Origin of the sequence: Desulfovibrio inopinatus DSM 10711, assembly GCF_000429305.1 — a bacterium.
Taxonomy (GTDB): domain Bacteria; phylum Desulfobacterota; class Desulfovibrionia; order Desulfovibrionales; family Desulfovibrionaceae; genus Alteridesulfovibrio; species Alteridesulfovibrio inopinatus.
In genome coordinates this window covers 22,950-42,847 of sequence record NZ_AUBP01000029.1, presented here as the reverse complement: position 1 = coordinate 42,847, position 19,898 = coordinate 22,950, and the positions used below count along the sequence as shown (strand labels likewise).

Annotated in this window: 21 protein-coding genes and 1 tRNA gene; 17 read left to right on the top strand and 5 right to left on the bottom strand. The window is 47.0% G+C overall.

What is annotated here, in order from left to right:
* Positions 1 to 141: 141 nt before the first annotated feature.
* Together G451_RS30080 and G451_RS0117425 are read left to right on the top strand one after the other, a co-directional pair.
* Positions 142 to 1,749, top strand: a complete 1,608-nt coding sequence (locus G451_RS30080; protein WP_051261623.1) for a TolC family protein — start codon at positions 142 to 144, stop codon at positions 1,747 to 1,749.
* A gap of 24 nt (positions 1,750 to 1,773) precedes the next feature.
* Positions 1,774 to 2,151: a hypothetical protein gene (locus G451_RS0117425; protein WP_156921696.1), complete on the top strand. Its 378-nt coding sequence runs from the start codon at positions 1,774 to 1,776 to the stop codon at positions 2,149 to 2,151.
* Positions 2,152 to 2,410: 259 nt separating this feature from the next.
* Here the strand turns inward: G451_RS0117425 and G451_RS34215 are convergent, their stop codons facing one another.
* The 3 genes from G451_RS34215 to G451_RS0117410 all read right to left on the bottom strand — a co-directional run bounded on the left by G451_RS34215 (position 2,411) and on the right by G451_RS0117410 (position 5,271).
* Entirely contained in the window at positions 2,411 to 2,551 is a 141-nt protein-coding gene (locus G451_RS34215) for a hypothetical protein (protein ID WP_156921695.1), read from the bottom strand.
* A gap of 204 nt (positions 2,552 to 2,755) precedes the next feature.
* On the bottom strand, positions 2,756 to 4,558 hold the full coding sequence (locus G451_RS0117415; RefSeq protein ID WP_034642635.1) for an SLC13 family permease: 1,803 nt from the start codon (positions 4,556 to 4,558) through the stop codon (positions 2,756 to 2,758).
* A 98-nt stretch (positions 4,559 to 4,656) separates the two neighbouring features.
* Positions 4,657 to 5,271: a flavodoxin family protein gene (locus tag G451_RS0117410; RefSeq protein ID WP_027185265.1), complete on the bottom strand. Its 615-nt coding sequence runs from the start codon at positions 5,269 to 5,271 to the stop codon at positions 4,657 to 4,659.
* A 118-nt stretch (positions 5,272 to 5,389) separates the two neighbouring features.
* Between G451_RS0117410 and G451_RS0117405 the strand changes: the two genes are divergently transcribed.
* Together G451_RS0117405 and G451_RS33735 are read left to right on the top strand one after the other, a co-directional pair.
* On the top strand, positions 5,390 to 5,773 hold the full coding sequence (locus G451_RS0117405; RefSeq protein WP_027185264.1) for a winged helix-turn-helix transcriptional regulator: 384 nt from the start codon (positions 5,390 to 5,392) through the stop codon (positions 5,771 to 5,773).
* 237 nt (positions 5,774 to 6,010) lie between these two features.
* On the top strand, positions 6,011 to 6,175 hold the full coding sequence (locus G451_RS33735) for a Flp family type IVb pilin (protein WP_084448630.1): 165 nt from the start codon (positions 6,011 to 6,013) through the stop codon (positions 6,173 to 6,175).
* Between the two features lie 694 nt (positions 6,176 to 6,869).
* On the opposite strand, the gene G451_RS30075 is transcribed toward G451_RS33735, so the two are convergent.
* Positions 6,870 to 7,187, bottom strand: a complete 318-nt coding sequence (locus G451_RS30075) for a hypothetical protein (protein ID WP_051261622.1) — start codon at positions 7,185 to 7,187, stop codon at positions 6,870 to 6,872.
* 11 nt (positions 7,188 to 7,198) lie between these two features.
* Positions 7,199 to 7,996, bottom strand: coding sequence for a hypothetical protein (locus G451_RS0117390; protein ID WP_051261621.1), 798 nt, complete (start codon positions 7,994 to 7,996; stop codon positions 7,199 to 7,201).
* A gap of 412 nt (positions 7,997 to 8,408) precedes the next feature.
* On the opposite strand from G451_RS0117390, the gene G451_RS0117385 reads away from it, so the two are divergent.
* The 13 genes from G451_RS0117385 to G451_RS0117325 all read left to right on the top strand — a co-directional run bounded on the left by G451_RS0117385 (position 8,409) and on the right by G451_RS0117325 (position 19,830).
* A complete protein-coding gene (locus G451_RS0117385; RefSeq protein WP_027185262.1) occupies positions 8,409 to 9,371 on the top strand; it encodes a chemotaxis protein in 963 nt (320 codons plus the stop codon).
* Positions 9,372 to 9,559: 188 nt separating this feature from the next.
* Entirely contained in the window at positions 9,560 to 10,255 is a 696-nt protein-coding gene (locus G451_RS0117380) for a PilZ domain-containing protein (RefSeq protein ID WP_027185261.1), read from the top strand.
* A gap of 5 nt (positions 10,256 to 10,260) precedes the next feature.
* The gene (locus G451_RS0117375) at positions 10,261 to 11,361 is read left to right on the top strand and encodes a hypothetical protein (RefSeq protein WP_156921694.1); all 1,101 of its coding nucleotides are present in this window, start codon (positions 10,261 to 10,263) and stop codon (positions 11,359 to 11,361) included.
* 122 nt (positions 11,362 to 11,483) lie between these two features.
* Positions 11,484 to 11,573, top strand: a tRNA-Ser gene (locus G451_RS0117370).
* 716 nt (positions 11,574 to 12,289) lie between these two features.
* Entirely contained in the window at positions 12,290 to 13,042 is a 753-nt protein-coding gene (fabG, locus tag G451_RS0117365; RefSeq protein ID WP_051261620.1) for a 3-oxoacyl-ACP reductase FabG, read from the top strand.
* A 9-nt stretch (positions 13,043 to 13,051) separates the two neighbouring features.
* A complete protein-coding gene (locus G451_RS0117360; protein WP_027185258.1) occupies positions 13,052 to 14,278 on the top strand; it encodes a beta-ketoacyl-[acyl-carrier-protein] synthase family protein in 1,227 nt (408 codons plus the stop codon).
* Positions 14,268 to 15,746: a phytoene desaturase family protein gene (locus G451_RS0117355; RefSeq protein WP_027185257.1), complete on the top strand. Its 1,479-nt coding sequence runs from the start codon at positions 14,268 to 14,270 to the stop codon at positions 15,744 to 15,746. The genes G451_RS0117360 and G451_RS0117355 overlap by 11 nt, the downstream gene beginning before the upstream one ends.
* Positions 15,737 to 16,978 carry a beta-ketoacyl-[acyl-carrier-protein] synthase family protein gene (locus tag G451_RS0117350; RefSeq protein ID WP_027185256.1) on the top strand — a complete coding sequence of 414 codons (1,242 nt, stop codon included), beginning with the start codon at positions 15,737 to 15,739 and terminating at the stop codon, positions 16,976 to 16,978. The genes G451_RS0117355 and G451_RS0117350 overlap by 10 nt, the downstream gene beginning before the upstream one ends.
* The gene (locus tag G451_RS0117345; protein WP_027185255.1) at positions 16,975 to 17,226 is read left to right on the top strand and encodes an acyl carrier protein; all 252 of its coding nucleotides are present in this window, start codon (positions 16,975 to 16,977) and stop codon (positions 17,224 to 17,226) included. The genes G451_RS0117350 and G451_RS0117345 overlap by 4 nt, the downstream gene beginning before the upstream one ends.
* Positions 17,227 to 17,281: 55 nt before the next feature.
* A complete protein-coding gene (locus G451_RS0117340; RefSeq protein ID WP_169727897.1) occupies positions 17,282 to 18,088 on the top strand; it encodes a lysophospholipid acyltransferase family protein in 807 nt (268 codons plus the stop codon).
* Between the two features lie 173 nt (positions 18,089 to 18,261).
* Positions 18,262 to 18,666, top strand: coding sequence for a hypothetical protein (locus G451_RS0117335; protein ID WP_034642633.1), 405 nt, complete (start codon positions 18,262 to 18,264; stop codon positions 18,664 to 18,666).
* Positions 18,667 to 18,760: 94 nt separating this feature from the next.
* Positions 18,761 to 19,219 (top strand): hotdog family protein, encoded by a 459-nt coding sequence (locus tag G451_RS0117330; RefSeq protein ID WP_027185252.1) that lies wholly within the window; start codon positions 18,761 to 18,763, stop codon positions 19,217 to 19,219.
* Entirely contained in the window at positions 19,216 to 19,830 is a 615-nt protein-coding gene (locus G451_RS0117325; protein ID WP_027185251.1) for a LolA family protein, read from the top strand. The genes G451_RS0117330 and G451_RS0117325 overlap by 4 nt, the downstream gene beginning before the upstream one ends.
* The last annotated feature ends 68 nt before the right edge of the window (positions 19,831 to 19,898 follow it).

Sequence of the window (19,898 nt, the reverse complement as noted above, 5' to 3'; positions counted from 1 at the left end):
AGAGGCTTTTTTTTCTGGAACATGAATTCGGTGCTTTCCGAGCTTTTCAATACGGTCAATTCTTGATAGGCGAAGTCAAACAGCGTAATGCGAAATCGCCCTGCAGGCCCTATTCATCCAAATACAACATCGCGAAGGTCCATGACCATGACGACGAAACTCTTTTTCCGTATGCTGGCGTGCACCTTGGTCGCCATCTCGTTTTGTCTCGGAACCACTCCTGGTTTTGCTCAGAAACTTGAAGACCCTGATAAGTTGATCAGTCAGTCTGAGATTGAACTGGCAAGCCCCCCTGTGACACCGGGAAAGCGTACGATGCCGACCGCTGCTCAAGTACAAGCGGGTTCAAAAAGCAAAGCGAAAGAGGATGCACAAGACGCACAGGTGTATAATGATGTCAAGACACTTGACTCGGGTGACAGGTCTATGCCGAAAACCGAAGGGCCGGTTATTGACCTCGAGAAAAGTGTTCAACGTGCTTTAGACGCCAACCCTCAACTGCAAGCTGCGCAGGCCGCTATTGTTTCGGCTGAACAAGGCCGTCGAAAGGCTATGGCCGATTTTGGTTTTGTGGGTACGGTGAGCTACGGCTATTCCAATAACAACGTCTTATATAATACGCATACAAGTACGATGACGATGTATGACCCCATTACGTCATCCTCGTCGTCTTTGACGTTTCGCGATCCGAAATGGAGCCGTGATCAGGAATGGGCGTTGAGTTTCGATATCACTCAGCCTTTGTTTACTGGCTTCCGTTTGTTGAGCACCTATCAGAAGGCCGCACTGTCCAAGGACTCTGCGACGGCTCAATTAACGCAAACCGAACTGGATTTGATTTTGGCTGTTCAGCAGGCGTTTTTGAGTTTGCTTAAAGGACGTTCTGATGTGAAAAGTAATCAGGACTCGGTGACACGGCTCGAATCACAATTTCAAGTGACGCAAGCGTTTTACGATGTTGGTTTACGGCCTCGCCTCGATGTCCTTCAGGCCGAAGCCGATCTTGCGACGGCTGAAAGTCAACTGCTTATTGCACAAAACGACGTTGCGACGCAAACTGCACAATTGAATTCATTATTGAACGTACCGTTGGAGCAATCGACAAATTATGTCGGTGAATTGACGTATTTGCCGTTTACTTTGAGTGTGGATACTTGCCTGGCAGAAGCCTATAAGTACCGTCCCGATCTGTATATAGCACTCAAAAGCGTCCAGATGGCAGAGAAAGATGCGAAGATCGCGTTGTCTCCGGCATATCCGCAGGTCAACGGTGCATTCAACTACACGTTTGTCGGCGACAATCCCGACCTGACTTATGATGAAGCCGAAATTTCGGCACCGCAATCATGGACATTGTCTGTTCAAGCACAATGGCAGGCTTGGGACTGGGGAAGCACCTATTTTAACTATCGCGCTGCCAAAGAAAATGTGAAACAGCTCCAGGCTGAATTGGCCAACACGCGCTTGAATGCCGGGTTCAGTGTGAAGGCCGCTCACCTGAGCATTCAAGATGCAGCCAAGCGTATTGGCGTGGCACGCAAAGGACTTGAAGCTGCGAAAGAAGGCTACCGTATGGCCGTCGCTCGCTATCAGGCACAGGTCGGTACGAACACCGAAGTTTTGGACGCCCAATCTCGTGTGTCCACGGCAGAATCCGATCTGAACCAAGCGTTAGCTGATTATGAAGTCTCCATTGCAAGTATTTATTATGCCATGGGGAAAAAGAATATGACGCTTACACCGCAATAGTGCAAACGTACGTCGAATGCGTTCATGAATAGACTTGCACGAAGGTATGGGCGGCGATGCTGGAGTGTTCTCCTCGTTGTGGGCTGTTGTATCGTTTGTGGAGCCTGTTCGGACGCAGTGGAGCAGCAACAAGCGGCGCAATATCCGCAAGAGCTGAGAGATTCGTTTTTATCAAGCTGTGTCGCTCGAGCTAAGGAGAATATTCCGAGTGAGGCTGCAACAACACTTTGTAAGTGTGTGTTGCATGGTCTTGAGACGAATTTTTCGCTTGAGACAGTCTTTAAAAACCAAGTTTTGATGGGGATCAACACCACACTTGATCCCGACTTCAGCGATCGTTTATCGACACTTGTCGCTGAATGCCAAGTTGAGTTTTTTCAGAAACGCCAGCAAGCTCCGTAGCGAATTCGATTTTACTTTTGATGAACAGCGCCTCTGTCGTACGATGGGGGCGCTTTTTTGTGTATCGAGTGAGGAGGATGACAAAACGTATCATACTGAAGGGAGGAGATACGTTGGGTGAGAATATAAGAAAACGGTGCGAATTCGAATCACGTCTCAGAATCGCATGACATCATACGGAATGGAGACGTTTGAAAATTCGTCGAGGGAAACAGGGAGGTCGTCACAACTCTCCTCTCGGCGTCCGCAATACGTTGAACTATGGATTAATATGCTGGGACATCATGGCAGTCTGTGATGATTGTGCTTTGGTGAAGTGTCCGGAGCTGAGGCTGGAAGCGGTTTGAGCAAAAGCCATGAGGAGACAGGCTGTGATAACAAGAATGCGAATTGAGGACATAGGACACTCCTTATTTTGTCGAAAAGATCGACAGAACACAAAGCAATCCGCAGGCCAATCTGTCATTGTTTCGTCATAAACAACAACATTGGGCTGTTTTGCACTCAATATCTTGAGATTTCAGCTACATCAAGTTGTCTCCTCTTTAGCTGTATACGTTTCCCATACGTTGTATATTCAGTTTGGGGGTTTCTTTTTCGTTACTCAATACAAAATTGTCATACATAATGTGAGGACGATGAGAAAAACGATGGTCAATGGTAAACCCGCCTTGATGAAGTCTCGACTTGTATAGCCGCCAGGCCCCATGTAGAGCGCGTTCACTTGGTGTGTTGGCAGCAAAAAAGAATTGGACGCCGCCAATGCCACGGTCAAAGCTGCAAGTCGAGGATCGGCTCCAGTCGAGTTCGCCATATCTACAGCTAAAGGAACGAGCAGCACTGTTGCGCCAACATTGGATACGACCAATGTCACGATTGTCGACACGGCACCCAGGATAAAAAAGAGCAAACCGGGAGATGGAGTGCCGACTGCCGCCAAAAGTTTTGTGGCAAGGTAGGTGGCGGCTCCCGTTTTTTGCATGGCAATACCGAGTGGAATAAGTCCCGCCAGCAAAAACACCGTCCGCCAATCCACTCCACGATATGCTTCGTCAATATCAAGCACACCTGTGACAATCATACCGGCCGCCCCAGCCATAAGGCATACAGCCAATGGTAATCCGGAGAACATGACGAGAATGGTCGCCATGGCAAAACAAGCTATGGCAAGCCCGGCTTTTTCTGGTTGAATGATTTCACGGTCCATGGGTTGGGCAAACAAAAGGTCGCGTTGCGGGCGCATAGCGCTGAATCGTTTCCAGGCTGCATGCATGAGAATGATGTCTCCCGCTTCAAGCACGAGATGACCAAGACCCGTGTAAACGGGATGATCGCCGCGAGAAACTGCAAGGGGAGCCATGTGGTAATTGTGTCGAAACCGAATGCTCGACAAGGACCGACCGACAAAGGTTGATCGCGGCGAGATGATTGCTTCCACAACTCCTGCTTGTTCTAACGACAGGTCATTGGCAAAAACATCGAGATCGTCCTGCAATTCAAATCCGAATGTACCACAGGCGCTTTGGACATGGTCACGAGTCCCGTAGACGGCAAAGACTGATCCGGAAGGAATGGCCATATCACGATCAGGTGGAATAATCTTGTCATGTCCTCCGTCTGGAGACAGCGCAACGGTATGAACGTTCAGTGGGTCGCAGAGATTGACAACTTGAAGCGCGGGGCCGCTCCCTCTTGGGTATCGGAGTTCATAGAGATTTCCGAGTTCGGGGTAAAATTGAACGGGATTACTTGAGGGAGGGCGTTCCGAGCCGGCATCTCTCGTTCCGGGAAGAACCTTGCGACCAAGAACGAGAAAGTAGGCAATTCCGGTTCCGACGAGGAGAAGACCGATGGGAGTGACATCAAAGAGGTTGAATGGTGCGAGCTGGAATGGTGTCAACAAGTCGTTGAGCATAATGAGCGGGCTAGATCCGACAAGGGTGACCGTTCCTCCGAGAATGGCAGCAAAGCCGATAGGCATGAGCAATTGGCCGAGCGGGATGTTGGCAGCGACCGACAAGCGTTTAATTGCCGGTAAAAAGAGTGCTGCCGCACCGACGTTTTGCATGAAGCTTGAAATGATGGCGATGGTGCCCGAAAGAAGAGCGATACAGCGTGTACGACTTGAACCGGCGAGGCGCATCAGTGGGTTGACGAGACGGTTGACTACGCCGGAATGGTCCAGGCCACGTCCCATGATGATAACAGCGATAATGGATAAAACGGCTGTACTGGAGAGGCCGGAGAATGCTTCCGGCCCGCTGACGTGTCCCATAATGGGTAAGATGACCATGACGACAATGGCGACCACATCGACACGAAGCCATTCCGTTACAAAAAAGACGACGGTCAATGCGGTGACAATCAGAACCGACGCCATTTCCAGGGTGAACGTTGGGGCTGTCATGCGCACCTCCTGAAGAAAATCGGATTTCGTGACAGGACAGCCTCCATCGTGAGCCGGACTGAATCACTCAAACCGGCCAACGTTAAGACGGTCCCTGATTATTCGTAATTTTTGCCGTTTGAAGGATAGGTGTCAAGGTGTGGCGTAATGGCATTACCAAGCCACACAATCGCCTGGCCGAGCTGTTCCATGTTGGCCAAACCTTCTTCATCGGAGGACACTTCACCTTTATTCAGGCCGAACCCCAAATTCCAATAGTTGGAACCCGGGACGATCATTTGGGACATAAGATACATGTGATTGATGGTATCATAGACATGGATACCACCTCCACGGCGTACTGCGACGACCGCTGCGCCGATTTTTCCACAGAACAATTTGTCATTGGCCAGAGATACAAGGCCCGATCTGTCGATGACCGCTTTGAGTTCGGCACTGACATCCGTGAAATATGTCGGTGATCCCATGATGATAGCATTGGCTCGCGTCATTTTTTCCATGACTTCGTTGAAGAGGTCTTTCTTCACTGCACATTGCCCATCAAGTTTTTCAAAGCATTTATAGCACGCAATACAACCACGAACTTCTTTTCCTCCAACCTGAATGAGTTCCGTTTCCCAGCCTGCTTTTTCGATGGGGGCGAGGGTTGCTTTAAGTAAATATTCGGTGTTGCCGTCTTTTCTGGGGCTTCCATTGATAGCAAGGGCGTACATGATATCTCCTTTTCTTCTTGACGTGTTTCCTTTCATGCTCGTATTACCCTTTCCTTCTTTCTGTGCAAGTACACACTTTTTTGTCATGTACAAACAAAAAGTATAGTATGAGGGGATCATGCCAAGCACGTGTAAAGCCAAGCAGCTCAACGGGAAAAAATACCATTGTTTTTTTGAACTCACGTTGCTTGTTATCGGTGGGAAATGGAAACCGATCATTTTGTATCATCTTGCCATGTCTGGAGTCATGCGATTTAGCGAGTTGCGTCGGTCCATTCCTGATATCACCGAGCGAATGCTCACCCGCCAACTTCGGGAACTTGAGGCCGATGATTTACTTATTCGAACTGTATACAAACAAGTTCCCCCTAAAGTGGAATATGCATTGACGCCTATGGGACGCAAATTACTTCCGGTTCTTCAGCAACTTCGAGATTGGGGAGCGGAATATGAACAAGAACAAGGAGGGCAATTCTTTGGTGAAGAATATGAGCGACTTTGAAAATATTGAGCAGAGAGTTGTATAAACATGTGCTCCAGCCTTTTCGATCCATGAACGCAATTGTTCAGAACAATTGGAAAGAGTATACAGTCTCTCTTTTGTGTTGGTGATAGTGTATGACTATGGTGATATTTCTCAAAAAATACTTTTTTATTATGTTTTTATCTTGCATCTCTCGTCTTGAGTCTTATTCTTATACAAGAAATGTCGTAATGCATAAAACGATTGGGGGATGCCATGAAGCAACGTATTATCCAATTTATCCGAGACGAAGAAGGGGCTTCGGCCGTTGAATATGGCCTCTTGGCTGCGCTTATAGCTGCTGTCATTGTCGGATCTGTGGCTGCCCTTGGACCAAAGCTAAAGAAAGCCTTTGACGACGTCACAGCCGCACTTCCATAAAAATAATTCTACAGATACGATCCACAAAAAAGTGACCATTTAGGTGGTCACTTTTTTTGTGCGGAATGCATACGCTGTTAATCTCATGATTGTGGAATGCGGTCGCTTTTTTGTGGAATGAAGTCCATGCGTCGTGGACTGAGGTAGACGGTATGAATATCAGAAATTTTCAAATTATGGATGTGCGCCTTGTACTTGAAGGGATTGCTTTCGATTTAAATTGCCTTGCGTTGTGATCGCAAGAGAAGGCATCAATATTGCTCAGAGGAAACAATTTTAATTTGCGTGGAGGGTGTTTAACGTGGATTCCACTGAATGAAAGTACTTTCTTTGAGAGTCTTGGATTGAGGGCCACCTAAATACGAAACACCTCGGATCAATCTCTTGCTATGATGTTGCGTCTTGTGCTGTCAGAGCTTGAACGCTGTACAGGAGAACCGTCGTATTACCAAGGCGAACGAGTTTTCGGAAATTACAGACGCAACTTCACCATATCGGCAGAGTCATACGACTCCCGTAAGCACATGACAAGGCCCCTCCGTCGAAAGGGGCCTTGTCACGTTTAGGCCGTCTTGTTTTGTGCGAAACATCTTGTCGTTTCGGAAAGACTGCAATGCACTCGGACAAGCAGAGATATGATTATATTGCGATGCTACGGGTATGGTGTTCAGTGATGAGGCGTATGCAATGAACGTTACTGGTTTTCAGGGCACAGACACACATCCGCCTGGGCATCCATCACACACCCTTTGATCATACCATCTTTGTCTACGGTCATAATGGCTTCACCCTGGTCTGGTACCATGCCGTTGCTGAATGTAAAGTTCAGATAAACGATGGTAGCATCGTCTTTTTCTTCGGTTTTCACCACGTGTGTTTCGTATAGTCCGGTATCGCGGCAGTTATTCCAATAGGTCGAGAAAAGTTGTCCGTAGTCGGCGCATGTAGCAGGACCGGCGGCGAATACGCACGTCATGGCGAGCCCAAGAGAGATAAACCAATGATTCATCATGTCGAGTTCCTCTAAGTTGTATTCATGTAAGACATGGCGATAGTGAAGATATCCTCATACGGGAAGTGATTTCGTACGCCAAGGGCCAATTCAAGAGCCATATCCATTTTGCATGCCGTATCGCTCAGTAATTCCTTCTTTCGAGAACGTAGAATCGAGATGACAATATCTTCTTCGAAACCGTCAGCGATAAGAAGGAACGCTTCGGAGAGTGAGCCGAATCGGACATACGGGGCAAGCAGGCGGCAGGCATCGCGTCCCATTCGTCGAGCGTACATTTGACAGAATATCAGTTTTATCAGGAGCGTTTCGCTCCGATGGACATGATCCACTTCGGCGAATTTAGCGAGATCGGCATCGTCTTCACGAATGGAGGCCAGCCATTGTGTTGCTGTTTCAAATACTTCATGCTCCGCAATACGTGGTGCAGAAAAGATGGCGTTCATTCGGACAATAGTGAGGCGAGGGTTCTCATTGGCAAAAAGTGCGCGGACCGTGATATCGACGAGGTCGAGTTTACGCCGCAAATCATGGAGAAGCGTTCGTTTTTTTTCTTTTGCCAGAAGGCTGACTCGTTCATCGCCAAAAGGGGAGGCGGCCAGTCGAAGGATGTGACTTATATATGGTTCGGAGGTGTGTTGCGATTCCTCAAGCAGCAGTGAGTCGTCTTCTTGATCGTCCAAGATCTTTTTCAAAGAAAGCCAATACGCGGCCAGTCCGCTGACCGGCATTTCCATGATGTCAAAATCCCTGTCCATCAGGCTATCATCCGTATTGTCCTTCGGGGAGTTGTCGACGTCGTGATGCATCGGATTCTTTTGTGCTACCTGTCTCGTGTTGGAAGGATATGATGTCCAGGAGCTTCAGTACGGGAGAACCAAAGGTACGTAAGTCATTCTAGCCTGCTCAAGAAGAGCTGGCAAGGCTGAGGAAAAAGCGACAGAATCGTAAGAGAGATACATATAAGAAAGTTTTTTTTAAACGAAACATTTTTTTTGTTGAAAATCCGTGGTATGATTGTAACACTTATATAAGTACATTGATCCAATGCTGTGTTGATGCTCCATAGCTTTGTATTGTACCGTCTGCTTTCAAAAGTATGCTCTTGTGCGAAGATTGCGTGATTGTTCTCGCCAGTCTTGAGAAAATCGAGTAGGGCAGCGCGAATGCAGCAAAATCGGCGGGTTATCCTGTCATCACTTTCATGAATACGAGGCCGCGATGTCGCAAACGAATATCCTTTTGGAGTCTGGAACAAATGAACTTGAAATTGTTGAATTTTACATCGACGAGGTTGATGTAGACGAAGACAAGCCGTACCGTGGGTATTTTGGCGTTAATGTGGCCAAGGTTCTTGAAATTATACGTATGCCGAGAGTGACGGAGATGCCGAACCCTCCGCATCCGTCTGTTGTCGGAACATTTAATCTTCGTTCGCGTGTTATTCCTTTGATTGATCTCAGTGTCTGGCTCGGCAAGCACATGTCGTCGAAACATCCTCCCAAAGTTATTGTCTCCGAGTTTAATCGCGTCACGAACGCATTTCTTGTTTCCGGTGTGACACGCATTCACCGTTTGAGCTGGGAGCAGGTCGAACCACCAAACAGTTACGTTGCCAGTGTGAGTTCCAATAGTTTTACTGGAGTCGTCAAGTTTGAAGACCGTATTTTGTTGTTGCTTGATATGGAACAGATTATTTGGGATTTGAACCCGAATCTGGCCATGCATATGTCTCCAGAAGATGAAGCTCGTCTTGGGGGCGAAGGCGACAATGTCACAAGGGCTATTGTTGTCGATGACTCCAATTCTATTCGTAAAATGATCGTGAACGTGCTTGAGCGTGATGGATATGAGGTTATGCAGGATATCAATGGACAATTCGCTTGGAATCGTCTGCTTGATCTCAAACGTCGCTCCATTGAAGAAAAACGGAGCATCTTCGACTTCGTCAAGCTCATTGTATCCGATATCGAAATGCCATCGATGGACGGGCACAATTTATGTAAACGGTGTAAAGATGACCCCGTGTTAAAAAATGTTCCTTTTATTCTTTTTTCGTCTTTGATTAACGAGCGACTGTTCCACAAGGGTGAGTCGGTTGGAGCAGACGCGCAGGTCACAAAGCCTGAGATTGCAACACTGACACAGAAGGCCAAACAGCTTATTGAACAAATGGCTCGATAGACGAGGCATTTGCACTGTGCCATAAAGAGAAGAAAAGGCGTGTAATCTGCATAGAGCAATGTGTTGTCCGGAGATTCTAGCGGACGTCGGTTGATCGAAGGTCATGCTACGGCGTACTTCGTATAGAGCGTGAGGGTTGTGGCTAACGACGTGGCGCACAGTGTAGTAATTCTCAAATTGGCACTACCATGAAACTGTTACTTGTCTCTGGGCCGGGAGAGGCCAGGAACGCATTTCTGCGAGAACTCACATCATTTGCTGATGTTGAGGTCGAATGTGTTGCTCACCCTGACGAGATTGAATCTGTATTGACCAACGAGTCGGTCAGCGGAATCCTCTTTAACATCGCCACAATGGTTCGTGAAAAGAACTATAATAAACGGCGTATTATTGAATTTACTGAAATGTATCCGGTCGTTCGGCTTCGCTACAACCTGCAGGCCGGGACAGTACATGTTCTTCATTATGATCAAATCGTGGAACGTGAGGATACGTTACGGCGATTTGTGCTTGAAGAGTGTGCTTCTTTCACCGCGCGGCCCCTACGTCAGCGAGAAAGAGTGCGTGCGTATTTTCATGTTTTCGTATATACAGACTCCGAACTTGGAAATGAAGCAGGCGAAAGAGCTTGTACGCTCAATTTGTCTGGACTTGGATGCTATATTGTAACATGCGTGGAGCATAGTGTCGGCCAGATCGTGTGGTTGAAGTTTATGGACCATCCTGATGTGCCTGCCATTTCCAGCAAAGTAGTCTGGAGAAAGCCCTGGGGAGAAGGTGTCGGTTTGCCGGGCTTGGGGCTGATGTTTTTAAACTTGAAGCCGGAACAAACAGAACTCGTTGAAACTCTCATCAAAAGTTCCGCTTCATACCGTCAGAAGTAAACAACATGAGTACAAACACTTCTCGTGATTCACTGATGGGCCGTGTCGTTGAAGCACAAAATCGGTTTTGTGCTAACATGACTAAGCGCTTCAACCTTATGCAAGGGCGCATGCTGAATGAAAAAGAGTTCTGCATAAAAAAAAGCATATTCGACGAACTCGGCCAATCGTTTGCCGATGATCTGCGACAAAAAATAATTCTCCCTCATACAAAATCCCTTTTGCAAGTTCGCAATACCGTTTCTGGTGTAAAAAGTGGTTTCCTTGAAGAAGCGACCGCTTATATAAATCGAAAAACTGAACGCTTTGATGAATCGATTCGCTCTTTGTTTCGTAAGACCATGTTGAAACAGAGTGAATTGTATGATCAGACTGTTTTTTCAACCAAAGAAATTGAGCAGTCTGCTGAACAGTTTGGTTCGCAGGTGAAGAAATTTATTCTTCAATACAATGAATCTATTTTATGTCTGCTTGGCCTAGAAGGCGTGTCCCAGGCGCAATGCTCATGTTCCTTGCTTGAAGAAACCAACTCGTCGTCTGACTATGTTGTGCAGGATGTGTTCGGCCGTATTATCTTGAATCCATTGGATGAGTATTACAGCGTTGAAGATATTGTTTCGGATGTTGACTTGCAACGACTTGTGTTCCCCCGGACATTTTGCGCCGCAACTCTGAATGTTCTTCGAACATATGTTATCGGAATAGAAAAATATCAGCGCCTCAATGCTGGAATTGTCACCAGCATTCAGCGCTTGTGCGGCAAAGAGCAAATTAGCCGTGATGATTGTCGCAACTATCTCAACGGCCCTGATCTCGAACGTTATCTTATGAGCTATTGCCTGCATATTTTGAATGCGCTGCAAGATGAAGAGCGGCGAGAAAGCTTTCTTCAGAGCATTAATATTGAATTGAGTCAAAAACGACCAGGCCTTGAGTATTGTTTTACGGAAAAACACCTCCGCATGCTGCTCAATAGCTGGGCGCAGTACGTTTTCGATAAAGTGGAAGATTTGGAAAAACGTAAGAAAACAAAACAGATTTTGCGAACGTTTATTCCTGATCATGTGGCCCGCTTTGAAGCACGAAGCCGTTTTATTGCAGTGTAATGTGGTGTACGATATCATAGACAGAGCAGTCTGGTTTGTGGTTTGAGATAAAAATATATTTTATCCCTATCTCCTACTTGCTCATCGTAATGATGCTATGTATAGTCGCCGCCTCCTACCGCGGAGGGATGGCCGAGTGGTTGAAGGCGGTGGTCTTGAAAACCACTGACGGGGTAACTCGTCCGGGGGTTCGAATCCCTCTCCCTCCGCCATTTTTTTGTCCTGCCAAATCCAGTCTAGTCCAAAAAATCAATAAAATCAGCATGGAAACGGAGTTTGTTCGTCCTCTGTTGTCCGTTTTGGTTCATTGACTCTCTCAATTGTAGAGTAATCCCCACGTCGCGTGAAGTTTGTGTGGATGTATAAGAGCCGTCTTCTTTGAAATTGGGGAGGGCAATGATCGTCCAAAGCCGACCGAGTTCTGCGGGCTTTTTAGGCATCTTTCACTGAACAAAATAGAAAATTCTTATGAAAACGGCTAGGCTTTGTTCGATGTTCCAAACGTCTCAGTCAGTTTTTTAAAGACGACCTTTCGAGCCTGTGTACCTCCAAAATTCAGGAAAATCCTGAGTTTCTTTTTTTCGATTATATGCTAACTGTATTCATTTTCTCGATATATCCTTTTTCTATTGTGTGAATCATAGATAGAAAAATATTTGACGATGATTCGATTGTTATTTATCAAACGCTGGGTATATATCTTTTTTTCGACAAAAATATTCTTTGTTTGTTGTATGTTTCTTTTGCATTAGGCGTTGACGGGAATATAATCCTCTGATTTTTCGAGTGGTCATGATGATAAAATGATTTGCCTCTTAAAAAATAAACAACAAAGTCCTGGATATATAATTGTATTTTAAATGAATACCATAAAAAAATAAATAAGAAGTAGATTGAGACAGCAATTGTAGAACTATAGGGATAAGATGTGAGACCAGATACTCCTAATACGTTTCATAGTGAGAGATTCGCTCTTATAACCGGTGCAAGTAGAGGTATAGGCCGGTCAATCGCATTACAGCTTGCGGAAGATGGGTACTCTATCTTGCTCAACTATCATTCGAGAAATGATGCAGCAGAGAATGTAAGAGAGCAAATTATTGATCTCGGTCAACAATGCCATCTTGTGCCGTTTGATGTTTCCAGTGCAAAGGAAACAACAGAGTGTCTCAGTGATATTGTTAAACAATTTGATCCATCTGTCGTTGTCAACAACGCCGGATTTGCTCGGGATGGGTTGCTTGCCATGATGTCGGATGAACAGTGGAATGATGTCTTAGCTGTTCATCTTAATGGGTTTTATCACGTCACACGGGCTGTTCTCCCTCGGATGATACGAAAACGATATGGACGCATCGTCAACATCGTTTCGATTTCAGGACAAACAGGTGTAGCAGGGCAAGTCAACTATAGCGCCGCAAAGGCTGGGATTATCGGAGCGACCCGTTCGCTTGCAGTGGAGGTTGCTCGACGTAACATTACAGTTAATGCTGTTGCGCCGGGGTTTATTGATACAGAAATGCTTTCAGAGCTGCCTTCCGATGAAATTCAGAAAACGATCCCCATGCGGCGTATAGGTTCTCCCGAAGATGTTGCCCATGCTGTTTCTTTTCTTGTCTCCGAAAAAGCTTCGTATATTACTGGCCAGGTTTTGGCCGTTAATGGTGGCTTATACACATAGTCTTTTATTATGTATCGTATAGCAATCACGGGAATCGGCATTGTTTCGTGCCTTGGATGTTCAGCCGAAAACGTGGCTCGGGCCTTGTCATCGGGGCAATCCGGCGTTGTGATTGATGAAGAACGCGAGCGCCACCACTTTCGTTCCGCTTTGACGGGCATGATCCATGATTTCAATGTCCCGGATGATTTAAGTCGTAAACAGAAAAAGACCATGACCGAGTTCGGTGTGTGGGCATATTCAGCGGCTGAACAGGCTATTACTCTCTCCGGTCTGGAACGAGAAGATTTACGCAATGATAGAACCGGACTCATCTTCAGTTGCGACTCAAGTAATCTTGCTCCTGTCAACGCGCTCGCATTGCTCGAAGAACGTGGAGCGACTTCTCTTGTAGGAAGTGGACAAGTCTTTCAATCCATGACTTCGAATGTGACTCTGAATCTCAGTGTCATCTTTGGCATACAAGGAGCGTGTTGGACCATCGCTTCGGCGTGCGCAGGAGGAGGCCATGCTATTGGTCAGGCTGCGGATCTCATTGCTCTTGGACGGCAAGACCGTGTCCTCTGTGGCGGAGCTCAGGAAATTAACTGGCAGTCTATGGTCGGGTTTGACGGCATCTCGGCATTTTCTTGCCGAGCAGACTCACCACAGTCGGCCAGTCGTCCTTTCGACATCGATCGCGATGGGTTAGTTCCCAGTGGAGGGGCTGCTGTCTTACTCCTCGAACGGTACGATCTTGCCCAAAAACGCGGAGCAACCATTTTAGGAGAAGTTGCCGGGTATGGTTTTTCCACCGATGGCACGCATCTCTCTATCCCCAGTGGTTTGGGACTGGAACGGGCCTCACGGAATGCTCTGAAATCTGCTCAACTCAGTCCCGCAGATATCGATTATGTGTGTGCTCATGCCACGTCAACTCGAGTCGGGGATGCCGTGGAAGCGGAAACGATTTCTCGCCTGTTTGAAGACTGCCATCCTTACGTCTCTTCCATCAAATCCATGACAGGACACGAACTGTGGATGGCGGGCTCTTCACAGGCTGTCTATACAACCATCATGGCCCAATACGGCTTCATTGCTCCCAATATCAATTTGGAACATCCTGACCCTAAAGCCCAATCTTTGCGCCTCGTCAGTCAAACTGTTTCGCAGCCTCCCAAACGCGCCTTACTCAATGCTATGGGATTCGGCGGCGTTAACAGTTCTCTTGTCTTGAGATTTGACCATGACTCGTAAAGTAGTCGTCATTGGTGCAGGCGTGGCAGGAATGGCTACAGCTCTGATTTGTGCCGGCCAGGGCGACACGGTGACCTTGGTTGAGAAAGCTCCTCAGCTTGGACCGAATTTACGCGGTTTTCACCGGGGAGGAGTCGCCTTCGATATTGGCGTCCATTACTTGGGGGCTATTGATGAACATGACATCATGCCAAGCTACTTTCGTTATCTCGGTTTGGCACCACTCACATTTATCCCGTTCCAAAAAGAGGGTTTTGAGCGGCTTATTCTGGAATCAAGTGAGAGTGTCATCGACGTCCCTGTAGGGTGTGAACGCGTAGCTGACATGGCTTCTTCTCTTTTTCCAGACGATTCGAGCGGTATTTCCGATTATCTTGATCAAGTTCAAGCCCGTTGCTCCACCTCGCCATTTCTCAATTTCGACACCAAGTATGCTCCGTCAAGTTCCTTTCATTTGTTCGAGAATCTCAGCGTCGAAAATGTTCTTAACGAGAGGATGGAGTCTCCCGAAGCGCGTGCTCTGTTCGGGGTAGGTTCTATGCTTTATGGCACGCCACCTTCGCGTGCACCCTTTGATATTCACGCCAAGGTTGTTGGAACGTATTATCGTAGTGCTGGCATGGTCGAAGGCGGAGGCGAAGCCTTAACCCGCTCGTTTGTTCAGGCCCTTGTTGATCGAGGTGTCGAATGTATCGTCGGTGCTGCAGTCCAAACGATCGAATTGAGTGCATCGGGAGCTGTTGCAGCCGTCCAACTAGACAATGGGCGCCAGCTTGAGGCCGATATGTGCGTGTGTTGCACGCATCCGGGCATTTTGCCGGAACTCTTGCCACAAAAAGCTCTTCGGCCAGTCTATAGAAAACGACTGCACAGTCTGCAATCAACCCCATCGGCCTATGCCATTTTTGCTCGATGCCGTCGTCCGGTTCCGGAATTTTGGGGGCGAGCTACCTGTGTCTTGTCGAGTCCTGATGTAGAAATCGGATATTCGCCTACGACTCCCCAAGAAGAAAGACCGTTATGGTTTTATTCTACCAATTATAATGGGCAACAAGGTTTGACTATTTTCACAAGCGGTTTTTTTGACGAAGTCTCGGATTGGCAAGACTCCTCTCGTACAAGCCGACCTGGCGAATACACAGAATTCAAACAAAGATGCACAGAGCGCATTCTTCATCGTGTGTATCGTCTTTTTCCGAGCCTGCGAGGCAACTTGGACATCCTTGAGAGTGCGACCCCTTTGACATTTAAAGACTACCTTTCTTCTCCCGGTGGAGGACTCTATGGCCCTATGCACACTGTGGATCAATCCGACGTACTTCCCATGACCAAAGTTCCTGGGCTTTTCTTGGCCGGGCAGGCCACTATTGCACCCGGAGTGCTCGGAGCTATCGTCTCCTCCTGCGTCGCTTGTGGTGTAATATATGGATTTGAAACGATTCTGGAGGGCGTGCGTTCATGCCGTTAAGACGTGTTGTTATCACGGCAGCTGGAGCGGTCTCTCCTTTTGGTGCGGGCGTTGATTCCCTGTGGACAGCCCTGACAAATGGTCAAAGCGCCGTTTCCTTGCGACCGGAATTGCTCGATATTCAAGGTCTTGCTTGCAAGCTCGGGGCAATTATACCTCCTGAAGCCGGGATGAATGGACGTAATATCCCAAGAAAGACGCGCCGCTCTATGTCACCTATGTCGTATTATGCTGTGGCGGCCTGTCAGGAAGCTCTCAACGAATCCGACTTAGATAAGGACGCTATTACCGGAGGACGACTCGGCCTTGCTTTGAGTTCCACCACAGGAAGTGGTGAGAACATGGAGGCGTTTTTTTCAGAGTATTTACACTCTCACGATATCAGTAGCATTAAATCGATGCTTCTGTTTCGCATCATGAGCCACACACTCGTAACGAATGCAGCCATGTATTTCGGCATCGCCGGTCGCATCCTCGCTCCTTCAGCGGCCTGTGCATCAAGTTTACAAGCTATCGGTCTTGGCTACGAAACAATCGCCATGGGTCTGCAGGACATGATGTTGTGTGGTGGAGCTGAAGAATTTTCACCCATGTCTGTGGCGTCTTTCGATGTGATACAGGCTGCTTCTCAAGCGTTCAACAACAGTCCTACGCAAACACCACGCCCGTTTGATCGTGCTCGTGATGGCATCGTATGTGCGGAAGGAGCAGGTGTTATTTTGCTGGAATCACTGGAGCATGCTGTATCACGCGGGGCTCCAATTTTGGCCGAAGTGCTCGGGTTCGCCACTATGGGTGACCCTGACGGCATGGCCAACCCAACAGACACAGCCTTGGTTCGCTGTATGAGTCAAGCCCTGGAACAAGCAGGGCTCTCAGCATCCGATATCGATTATGTCAACGCTCATGCGACAGGCACCATTCTTGGCGATGCTGCAGAATGTCGAGCTGTGGCTTCGCTTTGTGGTTCCGAGGTGCCTATAAGTAGTCTCAAAGGGCATCTTGGACATACTTTGGCGGCGAGCGGCGTTCTGGAAATGATCGCGTCGCTTCTCATGATACGTGAGAACCGCATTATCTCCACCAAGAACCTCTCCGTTATTGCTGAAGATTGTCTTGGACCAATGCACATTCAAAGCGATGTGGAACGGTCCGTATGCACCGTACTCAAAAACAGTTTTGCCCTTGGAGGCATAAATGCCTCTCTGGTTATTGGAACAACGCACTTATGACTCCTCAAGAAGTTACCCAAATTATTAATACGTCTTTGGCAGAAGAATTTGAACTTGACCCGGAACTCATGCAACCCCAAGCCCTTTTAAAAGACGACCTCGGGCTGGATAGCCTCGACGGGGTAGACATGGTCATCGTACTTGAGCAGGCTTTTCATTTTAAAATTGGGAAAGATCCTGATTTATCTGGCATCCGTACGTTACAGGATGTCTATGATTTTGTTTTGTCGAAAAGACAACCTGAATAGCCTGGAATAATCAGGTAAAGAATTTTTGGGAACAAAGACGGAAATAATGAACGGTATGACGATACGGACAATTGTGCTCAATATCGCTCATGTTCCATTCTTGTTGATTTGGACAGGCATCGCTATCGTGTTCACTCCATTTGCTTTTATCCTGTACAAAATCATCATGAAGCGAACATCACCGTCTGCTATCCGAAGTATTGTCTGGTTTTATGCCAGAGTATGGATTCACTTTATTTCGCTTTTTATGCCCATAGAAAGAAAGACAGGGAAATGGGACGATTACCCGCAGCCATGTATTATTGTGGGAAATCATCAGTCCATGACCGATCTGTATTTTATGGCGTCTCTTCCCATTCATGATGTCGCATTTGTCGTTCGAGGGTGGCCATTTCGTATTCCTTTTTTTGGATTCTACATGCGAAATGCTCAGTATGTTGATGTGGAACAGTACACGCCAGAAGGTATGTTTGAACACATACAAAATCTTTTTCGGCAAAAAACGAGCATCATGTTTTTCCCAGAAGGGACGCGCCACTCGGATGGGCATTTCGGTCGCTTTCATTCCGGAGCGTTTCGCTTGTCCTGTCAGACAGGTCGGCCGGTCGTACCATTGTGCTTTTACAACACCGGTAAGATGCTTCCCAAAGGGACGACTTGGCTTCGAATAACTCCCGTTACAGTGGTCGCTCTCCCTCCTGTGTACCCACACAATTTCTCTGGAGAACTTGGCCATATAGCGATGCGAAAGCATGTTAAATTACTGATGGAAAAAGCAATCCTGGATATACAACAGCAATATAAGAACTCCGAGAGAGTCACTTTACCCTACTGTATTGGAGCAAATACAACGAGGCTATAGACTCAGTTCGATGAAGTTCTCCATACTGATTTTTGTATATCCATGTTTGCAAGCCTAAATTTTATCATGTTGTGAGTAATAACGCATGTATTTTGTTCTGAATTGTTGGGAAAGTTTTGGGGTTGAGGAAGATAGTTGTTTGTGGAAACAATTATAAAATGTGGAGATCTCGTATGACTTTACAGAGTGTACGCCGTATCACGGTTCTTATTTGTATCGTAGGTATGTTGTCGATTGTTGGTTGTAAAACAATTCCAATTTATAATGTCAATAATCAACCGATAGATACAGGATCGCATACGAATATTGGAATGTATGAAATTGAGGTGGCGATTCATCGAGCCTGTAATAAGCTCGGTTGGAAAATGTACGTCGAAAAAGAAGGGCTTATTGTTGCTACGCTCAATATCAGGAGCCATCAGGCCGTTGTCGATATCAAGTATGACAAAAATAAGTACAGCATCATTTATAAATCAAGTACCAACTTGAAAGCTCGTAATGGAAAAATCCACAAGAATTATAAAGGTTGGATCATGAATCTTGACCGGCAAATTCAAGAGGAATTGCTTAATTCATAAAATGAATAGACCACGTTATGGTCAATGACAGCATGTTGTTCTGTCCGTTTAGGAATATAAGGACTCGAGCTGTTTCATTCGGGAAGAGGTACGTATGGCTTTAGATCTTCGATTTCCACTTGCTGCTGATTTGCTTATTCCACACCGGCCGCCTATGGCGTTGATCGATTTTTTACTCGAATCCAACGATAACTACGGTGTTGCGACGGTGGATTTGCATGAAAAAGCCGTGCCTCTTCTTGGCAACACGCTCCATCCAGCCGCCTATGTCGAAATCGCAGCCCAGGCTTATGCTGCCATGCGTGGATATTGTATTCTTCAACAAGGGCTTCCCCTCCAACCTGGATTTCTTGTCGGAATCAACCGGTTTGTCGTCTCCAATCAGGTCGGACCTGATGATCGTCTTCGTATTGAAGTAGAAACGGTGACGGAGATCGATCGGTTTTACGTCGCAAACGCCCGGCTGTTTCTGGAGGAGGGGGAACTCGTTGCTTCGGGGGGCTTTCGAGTCTTTAGCCCCCCGGCGGCTGACGTACAGGGGAGGGGAGTATGATTTTCAGATGCCTTACCCTTTGTGTCGTATTGTTATTCTGCCCCCTCTTGGTTTGGGCGCAAAATGAGACAGATCTTCTTCAGGAAATAGAGAGTAAAGCGCGCAACGTATCGACTCTTGATACGCAGTTTACCCAGATCAAAACGATGTCCATGTTTAAAACATCAATGAAGTCATCTGGGCGACTTGTCTTTGCTTCACCAGACAAGTTGCGTTGGGAATATCTCGAACCATTCCATGCGGGATTCGTCATAGATGGGGAAAACTGTCATCGTTTGGGGGCAGACCAAAGTAAAGTCTCCCCCCTCCAAACGGGTTGTACCGATCCCATCTTGCGTGCTCTCTCCAAACGCCTTTTTGCCTGGATGCAGCTTGATATGAGCGCCCTGAAGAAAGAAAATACAGTTTCTGTCCTCTCTTCGGAACCACTTGCCATCGTCTTGTATCCTCTCAATTCCCAAACATCCGGCATTGCATCCATGACCATGCAGTTCACACAGCCAGACATGACTGTTGAGCATATTGTCATCCACGAAAGCGAAGGGGATGAGACACGTATTGATTTTCACGAAACAACGATCAATGCTCCGCTTTCCAAAGGTCTCTTTTAATTATCATGACGCATCGTCTTTTCAACCCGTCTTTTTTTAAAGCGCTACGCCGTTATAGATATGTGCTT

Coding starts and splice junctions, on each gene's coding strand:
- G451_RS0117345 (WP_027185255.1), top strand. CDS start 16,975: ATGACTCCTCAAGAAGTTACCCAAATTATTAATACGTCTTTGGCAGAA.
- G451_RS0117385 (WP_027185262.1), top strand. CDS start 8,409: ATGTCGCAAACGAATATCCTTTTGGAGTCTGGAACAAATGAACTTGAA.
- G451_RS0117350 (WP_027185256.1), top strand. CDS start 15,737: ATGCCGTTAAGACGTGTTGTTATCACGGCAGCTGGAGCGGTCTCTCCT.
- G451_RS0117415 (WP_034642635.1), bottom strand. CDS start 4,558: ATGACAGCCCCAACGTTCACCCTGGAAATGGCGTCGGTTCTGATTGTC.
- G451_RS0117330 (WP_027185252.1), top strand. CDS start 18,761: ATGGCTTTAGATCTTCGATTTCCACTTGCTGCTGATTTGCTTATTCCA.
- G451_RS0117335 (WP_034642633.1), top strand. CDS start 18,262: ATGACTTTACAGAGTGTACGCCGTATCACGGTTCTTATTTGTATCGTA.
- G451_RS0117405 (WP_027185264.1), top strand. CDS start 5,390: ATGCCAAGCACGTGTAAAGCCAAGCAGCTCAACGGGAAAAAATACCAT.
- G451_RS0117425 (WP_156921696.1), top strand. CDS start 1,774: ATGAATAGACTTGCACGAAGGTATGGGCGGCGATGCTGGAGTGTTCTC.
- G451_RS33735 (WP_084448630.1), top strand. CDS start 6,011: ATGAAGCAACGTATTATCCAATTTATCCGAGACGAAGAAGGGGCTTCG.
- G451_RS0117380 (WP_027185261.1), top strand. CDS start 9,560: ATGAAACTGTTACTTGTCTCTGGGCCGGGAGAGGCCAGGAACGCATTT.
- G451_RS0117390 (WP_051261621.1), bottom strand. CDS start 7,996: ATGCATCACGACGTCGACAACTCCCCGAAGGACAATACGGATGATAGC.
- G451_RS0117340 (WP_169727897.1), top strand. CDS start 17,282: ATGACGATACGGACAATTGTGCTCAATATCGCTCATGTTCCATTCTTG.
- G451_RS0117360 (WP_027185258.1), top strand. CDS start 13,052: ATGTATCGTATAGCAATCACGGGAATCGGCATTGTTTCGTGCCTTGGA.
- G451_RS30080 (WP_051261623.1), top strand. CDS start 142: ATGACCATGACGACGAAACTCTTTTTCCGTATGCTGGCGTGCACCTTG.
- G451_RS0117325 (WP_027185251.1), top strand. CDS start 19,216: ATGATTTTCAGATGCCTTACCCTTTGTGTCGTATTGTTATTCTGCCCC.
- G451_RS0117410 (WP_027185265.1), bottom strand. CDS start 5,271: ATGTACGCCCTTGCTATCAATGGAAGCCCCAGAAAAGACGGCAACACC.
- G451_RS0117375 (WP_156921694.1), top strand. CDS start 10,261: ATGAGTACAAACACTTCTCGTGATTCACTGATGGGCCGTGTCGTTGAA.
- G451_RS0117355 (WP_027185257.1), top strand. CDS start 14,268: ATGACTCGTAAAGTAGTCGTCATTGGTGCAGGCGTGGCAGGAATGGCT.
- G451_RS34215 (WP_156921695.1), bottom strand. CDS start 2,551: ATGTCCTCAATTCGCATTCTTGTTATCACAGCCTGTCTCCTCATGGCT.
- G451_RS30075 (WP_051261622.1), bottom strand. CDS start 7,187: ATGATGAATCATTGGTTTATCTCTCTTGGGCTCGCCATGACGTGCGTA.